Origin of the sequence: Saccharibacillus sp. WB 17, from assembly GCF_008634075.2 — a bacterium.
GTDB lineage: Bacteria > Bacillota > Bacilli > Paenibacillales > Paenibacillaceae > Saccharibacillus > Saccharibacillus brassicae.
On sequence record NZ_VPFK02000013.1, the window covers coordinates 72,322 to 89,358 of the forward strand.

Below are 17,037 nucleotides of genomic sequence, written 5' to 3' on the forward strand. Positions count from 1 at the left end.
GGCGTCAGCGCCACGGTTCCCTGGGCGATGCCGCCCGAGTTCGCCGTCAGCGAATTCAGCAGCGTGCCGTCCGTCGCGTAGACGCGGACGATGTCGCCCGTCGTCAGTCCCGTGACCCGCACCTGGTCGGAATTGCCCGAACCGTTCGTGAGCGCCACAAGATTCGACGTCAGAGCGGCTACGACTTCCGGCAGGTAAGGCACGAGCGTGCGGACGCTTTCGACGTCGCTGCGTACCCGCGAGACGTAGACGATGCCGCCGAGCGGCGTCAGCGTCGTCGGCACGACGACCGAAGTCTGGCCTGCTGCGACCGGAGAAGACGTCGCGAGCGGCGTCGTGCCTGTCAACGACGTATACAAGCGAACGGAATCGCCGGGATTCAGGTCGTTAACCGTCACGCTGTCGGCATTGCCCGACTGGTTGGACACGTAGACGGAAGTCAGCAGAACCGGAGGCACGATTTCGGCCAGATAGATGACCGGAAGTCTAAGGCTTTCCACCCCGCCGCGCGTCTGGCTGATGCTGACGGTTCCGCCGGCCGGATTGAGCGCGACCGGAACGGTCAGCGTACCGTCCGACTGGGCGGTCAGTTGAGTCCGAAGCGAGGCATCGGGATTGTAGATTTTGACGACGTCGCCGGCCTTGACGGCGCCGAGCGTAACGGTGTCGGCATCGCCGGGATTGTTGACGACTTCGATCCCGCCGAGAGACAGGCTCAACGCGCCGATAGACAGCCCGATCAATTGCGTTTCGCTTGGCGTCGTGTTGATGACGGTGAGGGTAAGACCGTAGAGCCGGACTTCAAAATTATAATTGCCGGATACGGGCATCGTTTTCTGTTTGAGCGAGAGAATCGAAGTGGATTGCAGAAGCGTGAGGCTCAGCCCGCTAATTCGCACCCGCTGGCCGCCATCCAAAATCTGCGAAGGAGTCAGATTTACGCCGTTGATCTGGTCCGACGTGGTCGCTTTGAGGCCCGTCGGGAGATGGAAATCGACGGCGCCCAGATTCAGGTTCAATACCGCGTTGTTCGTATACGCCAGATTGATATCGGTCGTATCGCCGGCTACGGCGTTGGGCACCGAAGTCGTGACGCTAAGCGTCCCCGCCGCCAAAGCACGTCCCGGCCCCACCGGGAACATGGCGATGACCATGACGACGGCCAGCAGTCCGCTGATCCAAGATCTCCAAGTCCTTTGCTGCGTCCCTTTTTCCATTTGCGCATCCGCACCCTCTCTGTTTCTGTCTCTGTTGTTGCGACTAAACGACGACGAGCTTTGGGAAGTCCGGCGGATCGGTGCCTTTTCCCAAATAAAAATCTCTTTGGAACTTTTATACATCATTATGCTTGAATTTTCCATATCAAGTTAGAGAAAGGGGAATTTTTGACTAGTCTGTTCGAAAAAACGACAAAAAAAGAACCTTCCAAAGTAGGAAGGTTCTTCTGTTTCACGCCGTATCGATCAGGGTATAAGCACAATCTTCGGCGGATCAGCCGATGCCCCGGTTGAACACTCTCGCGATCGCCTGGGCCCGATCGCTTACACTCATCTTGTTGAAAATGTTCGTCAAATGGTTTTTGACCGTATGCTCGCTGATGAACAGCTTGGCGGCGATGTCTTTGTTGCTCGACGCGCGCACGACGAGCTCCAGCACTTCTTTTTCCCGCTTGGACAGCCCGAATTCCTTGACGATCGCGTCGATGCCGCGTTCTTCGGCTTCGGCGGGATTGAAAGCGGCCGTCGAACCGTCCGACAGTACGACTTCGCTCTGCACCGTATGGCGAACCGCCATGAACTTGCGGAAATGGTTGAACAGTTCCGGCGAGACGCCCGTCAGATGCAGGCGGCCCGCCGTTTCTTCGTCGAGCGCCGCGAAGTACAGCGCGGTGCGCAGCAGTTGGGCCAGCCGGGAATAGGAAAAATTTCCCGTTTGGCCTTCCGAGTCGACCATGGCGCGATACTCTTTGAGCACCGCCAGCTCGTCGGGGAACGCTTCGCCCAATTCGCGCCGCGCGGCATCGTCCAGCACCGACAGCATGCTTGTCCGCTGCAGGAAAGTCGCTTCCTCGGGCTTGATGCCGCCGTAGCGGGCGTACTCGTCGACCAGTCTCAGCGACAGGTCGGACACTTTGCCCTGATCGCTTTCGCCAAGCTTGGCCGAAGCGTGCATCAGGCGCAGGAAGCGTTCGTTCTGCAGGCCGAGCTGCCGCTGGTCGTGTACCGACTGCAGGATGATGCTGCCCATCGTGGCGAGCGCCAGCAGCACTTCGCGGCATTCTTCCGCTTCCTGCTCGCTGCCGAGCGACACGGCCAGAACGCCGCGCGTCTTGCCCGCGTACACGATCGGGTATTCGATCATGAGCTGGCCTTCTTCGGTCTGCGACAGTTCGAAGCCCGGCGAATGCGCCGGATTCTCGCGCAGAATGCGCTTGGCGACGTCGCGCGCATACTGCTCGGCGAAATCGTTGGCGATGCCGCGGGAGACGATCTGCACTTTTTGCCCATTGGAGCTTTCGTGCACGATGATCGCCGACGAAGGATTCCAGACGAGGCTGAGGCTCATGTCGACGAGCATGAACATGATCCGCTGGGTATTCTGGGCGGAGATCATGAAGCGGGTCACTTCCATCAGCGGACGAAGGCGCTGGATCTGGCGTTCCATGCGCGCTTCGATCGTGCCGCTGGCGATATATTCGCCGACGAGCGCAATCAGGATGTCTTCGAATTCGCGCAGCAGCGAATCGACCTGCACCTTGTCTTTGTCCACGATGAACAGAATGCCGAGCTGCTCGCCGCCTACGCGGACAGGAAAGCAGCGCAGCCCGTAGAATTCGGCGCCCAGCCGCTGCTTGAGAAAGAACGAGCGCGGGTCCCGCTGGATATCGGTCCACTGCATCGGACTGTCGCTCAGCGCGGCCTGGCCGAGAAAGCCTTCGCCTTCGCGGAACTCGGCGTCCTGCAGCGCGGCGGCGCCTTCGCCCGCGATCCGGTTGATCCGGTATTCGCCGGGACCGATCTTCTCGGCATAGCCCATCAAGCCGGACGCGCCGCTGACTTCCATGAACTGTTCGAACGTCTGGCTGACCGAAGAACGGTCCCGCCGCGCCACGGACAGCACGCCGCGCAGTTCGGCGAGGCGATCGCGCACGTACGTCTCGCGGTACGCGGAGCGCAGGATGCGTTCGGCCGTCTCCGCCAGCTTCCCGATCTTCTCGCGCCAGATGTCGGCTTCTTCGCTCGACAGCTCTTCCGCTTCCAGCACGAGATCGAGCAGCAGCTTGCGTCCTTCGTCGTACAGGCCGCTGCGGGTTACTTCTTCTTCCAGCATCGCTTTGGTGCCGGACTGGATCAGCACGCCGGCCACGACGTAGTGGACCGCTTCTCCGGCCGGCGACCGGAAAGGCGCGATGATGAACTTCACGCCCGGCAGCCACAGATCGCACAGCGCCGGCTTGGTCAGCCCCGCGTAATGGCGGACTTCCTGCCAGAAGCGTTCGCGCGTTTCCCCTTCCGATTCGACCAATTTTTCAAAAAAAGGATGGTAGGAAGAAGGCTTGACGAGCGGCCGCCCTTCCCCGTCCACGATCAAAATGGAAAGATTCGTAAATTCGGCATAGGTATGTTGGATTTCTTCGACGGTTTTCCTGACGTCCATTGCCCAGCTTTTCTCGATCATATTAATGGATCTCCACTTCATTTTGAGTATAAGGGGTTTTGTACGAATAGATAGCCATGTTCCCTTCACCTCTTTTATCCAGGATGGAGATTGCGGCCAAGCGGTTTAGTACGACTTCCAGCGGCTCTACGCCGCGTCCGAGTTTCTTGGCGAGCCCCTTTGCGGTTTCATAGGCGTAAGGGTTGTTTTCAAAAAACACGGTGCACTCCATCTGCAGTTTCAACAACTCCTGATCCGAAATCGTCATCTTTCTCATGTGCCCCCTATATCAGCCTAACATACGGTCTGTCCCTGATATTATCGACGATATGGGGAGCCGACATGCGGCCGCCCGGGGATTTCGTGATCTGGAGATACTGATAGCTTCCGTCTACCCAGGTGCGGATGACCCCGTTCGAAGCCCGTTCGAGGAAGGAAGACGTCTCCAATCCGATTTCCGTAAAATTGCTCTGGCAGAGAACCGTAATGCCGGCCGCCCTGCAGCGGGCCATCTCGTCGGCGAAATTCCGTTTGACAAATTCGCGTCCCCGCTCGGAAATGATCGTGTTGAGGTCATAGTGGATAAACCAGCGTTTGCCCAGCACCATCGATTCGCGGAAATACGGATTGATCGCTTCATACACTTTTTTCTGATATTCCTCGTTCGAGAGACGGTCGACGTACACGATCCGGTTCTCGTACTCGGGCGCGACTTTGCGGTGATAATGATCGATGAAAAAGACCCGTTCTTCCAGCGCCGCTTCCTTCAGCGATACCCCGAACAGTGCCAGCATCTGCTCCAGCGTCTCGACCGAACTCAGCCCCGACAGCATGAACAGCACGCAGTCGCCTTGTCTCAATCGTTCCGCATGGATCGAATTCATCAGGTAGTTGTAGTTGGCTTTGCTGTTGCTGTCGAGCATGAATGCGCTTCCCTGGGGGATTCCGCCCATCATCAGCTCGTCCAGCGATTCGATTCCCGTGCTCAACCGGTCCACGCCGTCGTTCAGAATCTTGTCTTCGACCATCGACAGCGCGGGCAGGATACGAATGCCGTCTTTCAAAAAGCGGTAGTGGTGTTCGCCTTCCACGATGCACGTGCCGCGCATCTTGAGGATTTCGATCGTGCGCTTGCGGTATTTTTCGAGATGTTCCCTCAGCGACAAGCGGATAATGCCGTCGCATACGTAGTTTTCGAAAGGGGTCGAGCGTCCTTCCGTTTCTCCGTATTCTCTGAGGAAAAAAGCGGTGAGGTCGAACTTGCGCATAATGTTGCGGATGGAATAGATCTGGTCGCGCCCGTCGGTCTGGTCGCCGCCCAGTTTGCGGAACAGGCTGATGCTGTCGATGACGACGCGCTTGCAGTCGATCTCGCGGATAAGCTGTTCGAACAGCCCGTCCGTGCGCATCATCTGGTCCAGCAGCACGTCCGGTTCCAGACAGATGATCCGCAGCTTGTTCTGTCTCTCAAGCTCTCGCAGATCCCAGCCGAACCCCGACATGTCGCGGTAAATTTGCTCCGGAAGTTCTTCGAACGTAATATAAATGCCGGACTCTCCGTACTGCCTGGCTCCCTCCAGCAAAAACTGAATCCCGAGCGTCGTCTTGCCCGTGCCCGGATTGCCTTCGAGGATGATGGTGGTCCCCCTTGGAACACCGCCTCCAAGCAGTTCGTCAAGCCCCGGAACCCCTGTGTGTACGATATCCTGAATTAGTCCCGTCTCTTGCATAAGTTCCGTCGCCCCCTCTTGAATCGATGTGTGCGTTACGCCCGATTCGTTATATTGGGAATAGGAAATTCCTCTTATCTTGATCTTACCCGATAATAATAAAGTTTGAAATAGCTTTTCCATTTTTTCCATAGTGCTGTAAATCTCGTTTCACGCCCGCTGCAAAAGGGTAGCCGGCAAGCGCCGGAGGCCTTCAGGGCCGCGCCGAAGATCAAAATGCCGGATCAAGCATCCGACCAAGCGGCAGATCAAGCGGTCGATCACCGATACTCGTCGTATGCGGTGAACCGGGGCGTTCCGGCCTGCAGCACGCCGTTTGCGTACGTATACACAAGCTTGAGATCGCCGATAAATTCGGAAGACCCGACCTGCACGCCCGCCGTCGCGGTCAGACGCCCGTCCTCGACCGCGTAGCGTACGACCCCGCCAAAAGTCGGAGCCTCCCCCGGATTGCCGCGATCCGTCAGCAGCCGCTGCGCCGCGATGGCGGTGGACTGCCCGCCCGTCTCGACGAAGACGCTCCCGTCCGGACGGAAGCCCGCCCGGGTCTGCTTGCGCATCGACACGAGGGCGTCTTCGAGCGCAACCGGCTCAAGCTCAGCCGTATAGACGAACGCTTCGTTGACGTACAGCCCGGTGCCGTAGCCCTGCGTCAGCAGGATAACAACGTCCGCAGCCGGGCCGCCCGTAAGCGGCGCCGCAGCGAATTCCGGCGGATAAGGGCTATCCGGCCCGAGCGTCTTGCCCGGCACGCCGACGACGCGATCGCCGCTGCGCAGCATCAGGCCGTCCCACATGCCGTTCAAGGCGGCCGTGCCGGTCACCGCCAGCTTGCCGTCCGCGGACTTCGCGATCTCGCCTGTCCGGCTGTCGACGTTGAGCACGCGCTGCACGGAATCGTAGTCCATGTCCTGGTCGAACAGTTCTCCGGCGAGGCTGAGCGGGATCATGACCTGTCCTTCGACGAATCTCGGGGAAGCTTCGGTCACGACTTCGGTCCCGTTTCGGTACACTTTGATGGAAGCGGCGGCGGACGCGGTCAGCGCCGCAGCCGCGACGGACAGGCAGACCAAGACAGAGACGGCAAGGCGGCGTGTTCTTTTCATATTGGAGGTCCTCATTTCGTTCCCGAAGGATATATGGAGTGGAAGGCGCTGTTCGCGAAGCGCCGAGAATGTTCAAGAGTTCACATAGCGGGTCAGGTTCAAGCGACGGGGATGCCCGTGCGCGGAGTCGGTGTGATCGATCGTTGTTGTCAATCGGGAAAAACCCTGCTCTTCTAGCTTAAGACATCCTGAGGATATTTCCAGAAAAAAAGTTGTAACCTTATATTACGGTTCGATGACAAAAGCCCCTTTCCTCCCGGAAAGGGGCAAAAAGAGGTCCAAATTCCTACTTCGCAGGCGTCGTCTTCCAAAAAGTCCGTCCGAACACAAATCCCGCCGCTCCGAGCAGCAGAATCGACAGTCCGGCCGCCGCGAATACGGGGCCCGGTCCGAACCGCTGCACCAACAGCCCGCCAAGCGGCGGAGCCGCGAGCATGACCGCGCTCAGCAGCGTGCTCTGGATGCCGAAGACGCGGCCGGTCATATTAGCCGGCGTCTGGGTCTGAAGCGCATGGTTGAACGTGACCATGAACAGCCCGTTGCCCGCTCCGAGCAGCAGCCCGAGGCCGAGCAGCGCGGCGGTCGAAGCGCCGGTCGGCAGCAGGCCGAGCAGCAGGATCGACAGTCCGATCAGGACATAGCTCCCGCCGAGCTTGAGCCCGTACCCGCTGCGCCGCAGCGGCCGGAAGCGCATATTGGCCGCGGCCGCAGCGGCCGCCGACACGCCGGAAGCGGCCAGCAGCCAGCCGATCGCCGTCTCGCGGTCCGGCGCGATCGCGCGAAACAGGCTGATGAACTGGAAGTCGATCATCTGCACGACGAGCATGCCGCACAGCGCAAATGCCATCGCGCGCAGCAGCGGCGGCGTGCGGCGGATCAACGCCCAGCCTTCCCGCCATTCGCGGCGGAAGTTCGAACCGCTCTTGGCCTTCGCCTGCCCGGCAGGTTCCGGACCCCGATCGGCCTCCCGGGGAACGGTCTTCAAAATGCCGTACGACAGCAGCCGCGCCCCGGCATTGATCAGCATGCATGCCTGCGGCGACAGCAGCGACAGCACGGCCGCTCCGGCAAGCGGCCCGGCGATCCGCGACAGTTGGCTGGCCAGGCCGTTGAGCGAGGAAGCGTCGATCAGACGCTCCTCGTCGACGACGCGGCGGGTCAGCGCCTGCTGCGCCGGCACGTTGAATACGCCAAGCGCGGCCCGCAGCGCCAGCAGCGGAAACAATCCGTACAGGTTCGGGACGAACAATATGCCCAGCGTAGCCAGCGCCGTGAGCACGTCGCACAGGCGCATCAGCGCGAGCCGGTTCCAGCGGTCGGCGGCCGTTCCCGCTGCCGTGCCGAGCAGCATGCCCGGCAGCGCCATACAGACGGGCACCAGCGCGATCTCCAGCGGGCTCGCCTGCCAGCGGTAGCCGATCAGTACCTGGATCGCGATCACGTCGAACCAGTCGCCGAATACGGAAATGCCGTACGCCGCGAACGTCCGGCCAAAGACCGGATGCCGGAGCAGCGAAGACCGGCGGGCGCCCGCGGCCTCGCTGTTTGCCTTGCGACCGCTTTCCGCGCCTCTTGCCGGGACCGGGCGGCCCTGTCTTGCTTCTTGCCTCTTCTTGTTCTCCATTCCTCGTTCTTCCTCTCCCGGCGATTCCGAAGAACCGCCTCCGTCGTTAAGCACGGATTCAGTCTAGCCGGGAAATGTCAGAGGTTTATCAGAGGGACTCTTCCAGCCGGTCCAAATAACCGAGAATGCGTTCGCCGAGCCGGTCCTGCCATTCGTCCAGACCGAACTGCGCGTATTCCGCCTGCAGCTTGTTCGCGTAGCGGCGCCCGGCCTCCCCGCCTGGCGCATGCCGGTCCAGCACGCCGACCAGCCTGCGCAGCGCGAGCAGCCGATGCGGCACGAAGCCCGACCGCGCAAGCGTGTCCAGCCCTTCGCGGATCAGCGCCTCGCCTGCCGCGGCGCTGCCCGCAAGCAGCAGCCGGGCTCCTTCGAGCAGCCGGTAGCCGGCCAGCTCGCGCAAATAAGGCTCGCGTTCGAGCAGCCGGGCCGCTTCCGCGGACTGCCGCTCCGCAAGGGCCGGATCGCCCTGCATCAGCCGGACGTACAACGCGCTGATCTCGATCGGGACGACGAATCCGTCCAGAGCCTGTTCCCGCGACACGCGGCGGGCGGTATCCAGCGTGGACAGCGCTTCGCCGATCCGTCCTTCCTCCGCGTACAGGTCGGCGATGTTCAGAATCTCCATCTCCCGGTGCCCTTCGGGCGGCAGGGCGCGCAGCCGAAGCGCGCGTTCGCATACGGCCGACTTGGGCTCCGGCGTATCGACGACCAGATAGAACAGCAGCAGCCAATAGATCCGCTCGCGGATCGGCGCAGCTTCGTGCGTCACGAACCAGCGCAGGTCCCCTTCGACGAAATGCACGTACAAGGCGTAGAACGCGTCCAGCTCGAAGCCGAGCGATTCCCGCTGCGCCGCCAACGCGAGCAGCGCCCGGCCCTGTCCCAGACGGTGATACCGCGCGAAGATGCCGTTCATCGCTTCCTGCACCGCCGGATCGCGCAGCGACAGTGCGTCGGCGCCTACAGGCGACGGACTCAGCGCCAGGCTGTACCCGATGCCGCGAATCGTCTCGATCGACGGCCCGCCCGCCGCTTTGAGCTTTTTGCGCAGCCGGTAGACGTGATCGTCCACCGTGCGGTCGACCGGGTATTCGCCCGGCCAGACCCGGTCCAGCAGTTGGTCGCGGCTGAACACCCGGTTGACGTTGTCGTGCAAAAAGCGCAGCAGCGCATACTCTTTGGCCAGCAGCTTCATGTTCCTTCCGCCGCATGCGGCTTCCATCCGCTCGTCGTCAAAACTAATCACCGCCACATCCGTGCCTCCTTCCGGCTCCGGCCCGCTATGCCGCGTCCTCCGTACGGAGACGCGCGGGCCTCGCCTTTTTTCCCATGCCGCCATTATACGCCATGCCCCGCCGATCCATCCATGCCGGACTGATCTTGCGCCGGGCCCTTTTTTGATACGCAAAAAGCGCCCGGCCCGCCTTCGCAGGCGAAACCGGACGCTTGAAGCCGGACATTAACGACATTTCGGAGAAGCTTATTTGACCGCGCCCTGCGTAACGCCGTTGATGATCCACTTCTGAGCGAACAGATAGATGACGATCATCGGCAGCATCGCCAGCAGGTACGACGCGAATGCCAGGTTGAACTCCGTGTTGAACTGTCCCTGGAACACGTACTGCACGAGCGGCAGCGTGTACTGGTTCTGATCGCTCAAGATGACGAGCGGCAGCAGGAAGTCGTTGTACGTCGACAGGCAGATCAGGATGCCCACCGTCGCGTTGATCGGCGCCATCAGCGGGAAGATGATGCGGACGAACGTCCCGAACGTCCCCGTGCCGTCGACCGTCGCCGCTTCTTCCAGATCGATCGGAATCGAGCGGATGTAGCCAACGTAGATGAACACGTTGAACGCGAGTCCGTACACCGTGTGCAGGATGATCAGGCCGAGCAGATTCGTCATACCGAGCGAAGCCGTCAGTTTGACGATCGGCAGCATGATGATCGGGAACGGAATGAACATGGCGCTGATGAAGTAGAAATACAGTCCTTTGAAAAACTTGCTCTTGCCCATGTTCCGCGCGACCGCGTAAGCGACGAGCGAGTTGCTCAGGATGGTCAGGACAACGGTCGAGATCGTGACGATCGCGCTGTTGCCGAGTGCCTGGAAAAAGTTCGTCATTTCGATCGCTTTGGCGAAGTTTTCAAAGCGCAGATTGGTCGGCAGGCCGAAAATGGAATTCACCATATCCGTCTGGTTTTTGAGCGCGATGGTGACGGCCATGTACAGCGGGAACAAGATGAAGATCGTCCCGAGCGCAATCAGGATCATGGCGACCCAGTTGGTCCGTTTGCGGGTTTTCATTACATATCCGTCTCCCTTCTCTGCAAGTATCGGATCTGCACGATCGAGATGACCGCAATCACGATAAAGTAGATGACCGAGTTCGCCGACTGATACGCGAATTCGCCGCCTTCGAAGCCACCCGTGTAGATCAGGTGCGAGATCGACTGCGTGGCGCGGCCCGGCCCGCCGTTCGTCAGCGCGACGATCAGGTCGAATACCATCAGCGCATTCTTCATCGCCAGGACCATATTAATGGTGAAAAAAGGAGCGATGAGCGGGAACGTAATTTTCCAAAACTCCTGCCATTTGTTGGCGCCGTCGAGACCGGAAGCTTCGTACAGCTGCGTCGGAATCGTCTGCAGGCCGGACAGATACAGAATCGTGTTCAGCGCGATGCCCTGCCAGATCGCGACGAACGCGACGCCGATCCAGGCGAGCGTCTGGCTGCCGAGCAGGTTCGTGGACAGCGCCCCGATGCCGAGGTTCTCGCCCCAGACGGTGAACACGTTGGAGAACAGGTAGTTGAATATGTAGCCGACGATCAGGACGCTCAGGATGTTCGGCAGGAAGTACACGCCTCGGAAAAAGTTCCGCGCTTTGATGCTGGCGTTCAGCCCCATCGCAATCAGCAGGCTGAGCACGTTGATCACGATCGTGACGAGAATCGCGAACTTGAACGTGAACCCGTAGGCGTTGCCGACGTTGTCGTCCTGGAACAGATAATAGTAGTTCTTGAAGCCGACGAAGTCGTACGTTTTGGCGAAACCGTTCCAGTTCGTGAAGGAGTAGAACACCCCCTGCAGAGCCGGGAACGTATGGAATACGAAAAACAGCAGCAAAGCCGGCACGGTCATCCAGTAAAAGGCGGCTTTTCTTTTTGCCATAGGGTCCTCCTTTCTCGACGCTTGAGCGGTGCGGGTGCTCGGAGGCGCTCTGGTGCTCGGGAGGCGCTCCGGGCGGGGAATCCCTTCAATCGCTGTTTCGGTCCGATTTTTGGATTGAACTTTTGCAAGGTGAAAATCGGACCTCAAAGGCGACCGCTTCGCTTTTCCGGGATTTCCCCGCCCTCCGCTCACGCTCGCGCGTCGAGTTGTTTTTGTAGGGTGGTAGGGCGGGCGGCCTTGTATCCAGGCCGCCTGGGTGAAGCGGGCGGCTGCGCCGCGGCGGGAATGGTCGGCGGCCGGGGCCTGGACGATTCCCGCTTTTAACAGTTCAAGATCAAGGGATCAAGAACGGATAGTGCAGAGCAAGGGCAGGGCAAGATCAAATGGGACAAAGGGCACAAGATCAAGAATGGATGGTGCAGGTCAAGGACAGCAGACAAGGGCGAGTCGAGAGAGTTACGCAGACCAAAAGGGTCAGGATCTGCGGTTGGCGACTTTGGTCCATTCGCTGTCGAGGCGCTTCAGGAAAGCGTCGACGTCGCCGCGCTGAAGGAATTCCTGCACGAGCGAGTTGAGCTGCACGGCGGCCGGGATATAATGGTCGGCAAAGTCGACGAGGCGGCCGGAGTCGAAATAAGGCTGAAGCTCCGCCACGGCCGGGTCGTTCTGGTCAATGCCTTCGACCGCGGAAAAGGCGGTCTGTTCCTTGATGTACTGCGAAATATTCTCGTCCGCGATCAGGAATTCGATAAATTTCATCGACTCTTCGCGATGGTCGGTGCTTTCGGCGACGGCCAGCAGCGTATCGACGCCGGAGACGAGATTGTTGCTTTCGGCGTCGTCGCCGGTCGGAGTCGCAAAGAAGCCGAGGTCGATATCGGCGTTGGCTTTGCGGATCTCCGGGATCGCCCAGCTGCCCTGAATATACATCGCGGCTTCGCCGTTTGCGAAAGCGCGGTTGCCGTCGGCGTACGTGCGGCCGAAGTTGTCGTTCGTGCCGTAAGGCAGCACGGCGAGCGCTTTCTCGGCGACTTCGCGCATGACGGGATCTGCGAACGTCACTTTGTCGTCGCGCCGTTCCAGGAAAAAGTCGATGCCGGCGATGTTCGGGGCCAGCGCGTTGAACAGCAGATTGGTCGTCCAGTCGTCTTTGTACGTGAGATAGAACGGCGTGATGCCCGCGTCCTGAATCTTCTGCGCGGTGTCCATGAACTCGTCCCACGTCTTCGGCACGTCCAGATTCAGCTCTTCGAAAATTTTGCGGTTGTACATAATCCCGTCGGCATTGGCCGCGTAGGGAATGCCGGTAATCGCTTCCTCGCCGGTCAGATCGTTCAGCATCTGCATATAGCGGGGATTAATCCGGTCCAGAAAAGGCTCTCCGGCCAGGTCGGCGAAAATCTCGCTTTGTCCGAGGACGGAGTATGTGTCCGTCGCGCCCATCCCGATGACGTCCGGCACGTCGTTTTTGACGACCCGCGTCATGAGCACCGTCTCGGCGTCCGGCGGATTGGTCTGCGTAACGACGATGTCCGGATTCTCCTCGTTGAACTTCGCGATCAGCTTGTCGAACGAACCTTTGGCTTCCGGCTTGTTTTGGAAAAACTCGATATGTACTTTTCCGTCAGCCGATTGGCCGTTTCCGCAGGCCGTCAGCATGAGCAGCACGCCCGACAAGCACGCCGCTCCCAGCAGTCTGCTCCATTTTGCCATGTGATGCGCCTCCTTGCAGTCTGATTTCTGTTGCTTGGGGCGACGGCGGCGGCTTGGCCGATCCCGTCTGCGCCGCCGTTCGCCCGTCCGCTTAACAATACCCGCTCGGGGATAGAGGCGAATCGTGGGGGTTAAAACGCTCTCGGGAAAAGAGAATCCCGCTTCGGCCGCTTTTTTTGCGCTGCCCGGAGATTCAACGCCGATTTGCGGGTAATAGATAAGCGATCGATCGCAGGCCTTCGCCGCGGGCCCAATCCCCCGGCCCGGCGGCGCGGCGGCGATCCATATCCGATAATCGGCTTTCCATATTCGCCACATACATCGCACTCCGCATACGCGGCACACATCCAAGGAGGTTTTTGAACATGGGAAAATACGTTGAAGTTGAACCCGGAGTCAATATTTACGTGGAAGACGTCGGTCAGGGAAGACCGGTCATTTTCCTGCACGGATGGCCGCTCGATTCGCGAATGTTCGAATACCAATATATGCGCCTGCCGGGCATGGGCTTCCGCTGCATCGGCATCGACGCGCGCGGCTTCGGCAAATCCGACGCCCCGTGGGAAGGCTACACGTATGACCGCTACGCGGACGACGTCCGTGCGGTCATCGACGCGCTGGGCCTCGAAGACGCCGTGCTCGTCGGCTTCTCCATGGGCGGCGCGACGGCGGTACGCTACGCGGCCCGCCACCAATCGCACGGCGTATCGAAGCTGCTGCTGATCGGCGCGGCCGCTCCGAGCTTCACCGTTCGCGACGGCGTGCCGGACGCGATGACGGTCGAAGACGTCAACGAACAGATCATTCAGCCTACGCTGGAAGATCGCCCGAAAATGATTACGGCGTTCGGCAAAAAGCTGACGCACAAATCGCCTAGTGCCTCTTCGTTCGCCTGGGTCGAAATGGTCGCTTTCCAGGCGTCCGCCGTCGGCACGCTCCGCGCCGCCGAGATGCTGCGCGACGAAGACCTGCGCGGCGACCTGGCGCAGATTACCGTACCGACCGCCATTTTCCACGGCGAGAAAGACGAGATTTGCCCTTACGGCCTGGCGCAGACGATGAACGCCGGCATCGCCACTTCCCACGTTGTGACGTTCGAGAAAAGTGGCCACGCCCTCATGATGGACGAACCGGAGAAATTTAATGAGGAGATTGTTGCGTTTTTACGGTAATGACCGTAAAAACCAAAAGATAGATCGTTGCGTTTTTATGGCGGTTGCCGCGAAACCAAAAGATAGATCGTTGCGTTTTTACGGCGGTTGCCACGAAACTAAAACTCAAATCCGCTGCGCGACCTCGGCCCAACCGGCTCGGGGCCGCCTTTACAGACAAGAAAGCCGTGCGCCCCGGGCGTACGGCTTTTTTAATGCCCGGAATACCCGCATCCCGCATCCCGCATCCCGCATCCCGCATCCCGCATCCCGCATCCCGCATAATTGTACGCCACGGCCGACCTAACGAATCCTAGACACGCTATTTGCCCTCGAAACCGCTTTTCCGCATTTTTAACGAATCCTAATCACGCTATTTGCTCCAAAACGGCCAAATCCCCGCTCGAAACGCCAAGTAAGAACATCACGATTCGTTAGATTTTCAAAAAAGCGGAATAAGCGCAAATAGCGATAAGAGGATTCGTTAGCTCTGGATTGCCTTTCGGTTACTTCTGGATCGCCTCTGGATTGTCCGTCGATTGCCGCTCGATTTCCACAAGGCTGCCTATTATTGCTTACGTTTGCTTCTGGTTGCTTTCTGTTTACCTCGCGACTGCTTCTTTTTGTCTCGTGACTGTTTCTTTTTTGCCGTGTGACTCACTCATGACTGCCTCGTAACTGACGCGCGACTCACCTAGGACTGCCCCACGACTCCCCCTCGGCGGCCGGTTCGCCGCACGTTCGCAGCGCGGACAAGCACGATTTCGAACCTCTCCGCTCGTCGCCGGGCAGGGTGCGCTTGCGCCGGGTCGCGCGAGGTCCGAACGGGTCGGCCGCCGGCGTCGGAAGCGCAGCCGGACCCGATGCGCCAAGCGCCCGCCTATAGGCGATCCTTTACTTTGACGGACGCCGGTAATACAATGAATCGGAAATCCCATTTCTAACCTATAAGGCGAGGGCACCATTATGTTCAAACCCGTAAGAAGCCGAAATCCGCTGCTCAGACTCAATCCGCCCCAAGTGTTGGCCGCCGGTTTCCTCGTCATGATTCTGGCCGGTTCCGGCCTTTTGTGCCTTCCGGCCGCTTCCGCCTCCGGGCAATCGATGGCTTACCTCGATGCCGTGTTCATGGCCGCTTCGGCGACGTGCGTCACCGGACTGTCCGTCGTCAATCCCGGCGTCGACCTGACGACGTTCGGGCAGCTTGTCCTGATCGGGCTCGTCCAGATCGGGGGACTCGGCTTCATGACCGTGGCCACGCTGATCGCGCTGGTGTTCCGCCGCCGGATCACGTTCCGCGAACGGCTGATTTTGCAGGAAACGCTGAGCCAGAGCTCGACGGAAGGTATCATTCGTCTGATCCGCAAAGTGCTGGTGTACGCGATCGTGATCGAATCGGTCGGCGCGATTCTGTTGTTCGCCCGTTTCTCGTTTGAAATGCCGCTGGGACAGGCCGCCTATTTCGGCGCTTTTCATAGCATCTCCATTTTTAACAATGCGGGCTTCGACCTGTTCGGGGCTATCGAAGGCCGGGCGGGCAGCCTGATCCATTACGTGGACGACCCGTTTATCAACCTGATCGCCATGCCGATGATTCTGCTCGGCGGCATCGGTTTTATCGTCATTGCCGACCTGCTCGCTTTTCCCAAAAAGCGCAAACTGTCGCTGCACAGCAAAGTCGTGCTGTCGATGACCGGCGCTCTCGTTATCGTCGGCGCGATCGTGATCTTCGTGTTCGAATTCAACAATCCCGCGACGCTCAAGCCGCTGGATCTGTCCGGCAAAACGTTTGCTTCGTTTTTCCAGTCGGTCACTTCCCGTTCGGCCGGTCTCGCGACGCTCGACGTGGGCGCGCTGCGGCAGGCGACGCAGTTCTTCATCGTCATCATGATGTTTATCGGCGCGGCTCCCGGCTCGGCCGGAGGCGGCATCAAAGTGACCACGTTCGCCATCCTGATCGGAGCGGTGCTCGCCATGATCCGCGGCCGGCAGGATATCGTCTTTTTCCGCTACCGGATCGCGCAGGACCGCGTATACAAAGCGATCACGTTTTCCCTGCTGTCTTTTCTGCTGATCGTCGTGGCCGCCATGATCTTGTCCGTCACGGAAAACTATTCGTTCCTCGGTATCTTGTTCGAAACGACGTCCGCCTACGCGACCGCAGGCATCTCGATGGGATTGACGTCCCAACTGACGCCGTTCGGACAATTCCTGATCATCGTTCTCATGTTCGTCGGCCGACTCGGGCCGATCACGCTCGCTTTTACCCTGACGCCGAAAATGGACAAAGAGCCGTTCCGCTATCCGGAAGGCAAAGTGACCATCGGCTGAGTCCGACACGCACCACGCCGCGGCCGAATACGGAATCGGCCGCGGCCTATCCGGAAAGGAGGATCGCCTCATGACACGTGAACGCAACCCGCAAGAACCGAAGCCGCTTTCCGATTCGGCGGCAGGCTCGCATGCCTCCCCGTCCGAACGGGACGCGGCGCCGCCCGAGACGCCGGAACCGACCGCGGCCGACGCGCCGCGCAAACGCAAACGCCGGCGCAAGCGGCGCTCCGGTTCGCAGACGCCGGCGGGCAGCCCGCCGGCGTCCGAACCTTCGGCCGAGGCGCCCGGCGCTTCCCGCGAAGTTCAGCCGGCCGCCCCGGCGCCGGAAGAAGACCGCGGCCAGCGCCGCGAAGCCGATCCCGCCGACGCCGAAGCCCCCGCCTCCGCCCGGCGCAAAAAAAGACGCGGCGGCGCGAAAAGCCGCCGCGGCAAGCCCGGCGCCGAAGCGGCCGCCGAGCCCGGCCCGACGGCCGAGGCCGAAGCGGAGCGCCACGCCGGCGGCGAAGCCGACAACGTCGGCCGGGCCGAGACCGTGCGCAGCGCCGGTC

General features: G+C 60.2%; 12 protein-coding genes and 1 pseudogene (1 of these 13 only partly in view). 3 read left to right on the forward strand and 10 right to left on the reverse strand.

Annotated elements, in window-relative coordinates; genetic code table 11:
* From FTE24_RS05865 to FTE24_RS05910, 10 genes are all read right to left on the reverse strand, one after another.
* Positions 1 to 1,361, reverse strand: the 5' portion of a protein-coding gene (locus FTE24_RS05865; RefSeq protein WP_442978162.1) for an S-layer homology domain-containing protein. The gene continues 10,339 nt to the left of window position 1, outside the view; the window shows 1,361 of its 11,700 coding nt (coding positions 1–1,361); the start codon lies at positions 1,359 to 1,361; the stop codon falls past the left edge of the window.
* 130 nt (positions 1,362 to 1,491) lie between these two features.
* Positions 1,492 to 3,678, reverse strand: coding sequence for a LuxR C-terminal-related transcriptional regulator (locus FTE24_RS23450; protein WP_272915056.1), 2,187 nt, complete (start codon positions 3,676 to 3,678; stop codon positions 1,492 to 1,494).
* Position 3,679: 1 nt separating this feature from the next.
* Complete coding sequence (locus FTE24_RS05875; protein WP_150234970.1) at positions 3,680 to 3,925, reverse strand: hypothetical protein; 246 nt, start codon at positions 3,923 to 3,925, stop codon at positions 3,680 to 3,682.
* A 16-nt stretch (positions 3,926 to 3,941) separates the two neighbouring features.
* Positions 3,942 to 5,387: an ATPase domain-containing protein gene (locus tag FTE24_RS05880; protein WP_150234969.1), complete on the reverse strand. Its 1,446-nt coding sequence runs from the start codon at positions 5,385 to 5,387 to the stop codon at positions 3,942 to 3,944.
* 260 nt (positions 5,388 to 5,647) lie between these two features.
* Positions 5,648 to 6,493 carry a hypothetical protein gene (locus FTE24_RS05885; protein ID WP_150234968.1) on the reverse strand — a complete coding sequence of 282 codons (846 nt, stop codon included), beginning with the start codon at positions 6,491 to 6,493 and terminating at the stop codon, positions 5,648 to 5,650.
* Between the two features lie 286 nt (positions 6,494 to 6,779).
* Positions 6,780 to 8,117 (reverse strand): MFS transporter, encoded by a 1,338-nt coding sequence (locus FTE24_RS05890; RefSeq protein ID WP_150234967.1) that lies wholly within the window; start codon positions 8,115 to 8,117, stop codon positions 6,780 to 6,782.
* An 88-nt stretch (positions 8,118 to 8,205) separates the two neighbouring features.
* On the reverse strand, positions 8,206 to 9,369 hold the full coding sequence (locus tag FTE24_RS05895) for a winged helix-turn-helix domain-containing protein (RefSeq protein WP_337190018.1): 1,164 nt from the start codon (positions 9,367 to 9,369) through the stop codon (positions 8,206 to 8,208).
* Positions 9,370 to 9,597: 228 nt separating this feature from the next.
* The gene (locus tag FTE24_RS05900) at positions 9,598 to 10,425 is read right to left on the reverse strand and encodes a carbohydrate ABC transporter permease (RefSeq protein WP_150234964.1); all 828 of its coding nucleotides are present in this window, start codon (positions 10,423 to 10,425) and stop codon (positions 9,598 to 9,600) included.
* Positions 10,425 to 11,291: a carbohydrate ABC transporter permease gene (locus FTE24_RS05905; protein ID WP_150234962.1), complete on the reverse strand. Its 867-nt coding sequence runs from the start codon at positions 11,289 to 11,291 to the stop codon at positions 10,425 to 10,427. Before FTE24_RS05905 ends, FTE24_RS05900 begins: the two co-directional genes overlap by 1 nt.
* Before the next feature lie 474 nt (positions 11,292 to 11,765).
* A complete protein-coding gene (locus FTE24_RS05910) occupies positions 11,766 to 13,004 on the reverse strand; it encodes an ABC transporter substrate-binding protein (RefSeq protein WP_141447527.1) in 1,239 nt (412 codons plus the stop codon).
* A gap of 365 nt (positions 13,005 to 13,369) precedes the next feature.
* Here FTE24_RS05910 and FTE24_RS05915 point away from each other — a divergent pair, with 365 nt between their 5' ends.
* From FTE24_RS05915 to FTE24_RS05925, 3 genes and pseudogenes are all read left to right on the forward strand, one after another.
* Positions 13,370 to 14,176, forward strand: a complete 807-nt coding sequence (locus FTE24_RS05915; protein ID WP_150234961.1) for an alpha/beta fold hydrolase — start codon at positions 13,370 to 13,372, stop codon at positions 14,174 to 14,176.
* Between the two features lie 945 nt (positions 14,177 to 15,121).
* On the forward strand, positions 15,122 to 16,486 hold the full coding sequence (locus FTE24_RS05920; protein ID WP_141447529.1) for a TrkH family potassium uptake protein: 1,365 nt from the start codon (positions 15,122 to 15,124) through the stop codon (positions 16,484 to 16,486).
* Positions 16,487 to 16,556: 70 nt separating this feature from the next.
* A pseudogene (locus tag FTE24_RS05925) lies at positions 16,557 to 17,037 on the forward strand (hypothetical protein); the annotation flags it as partial.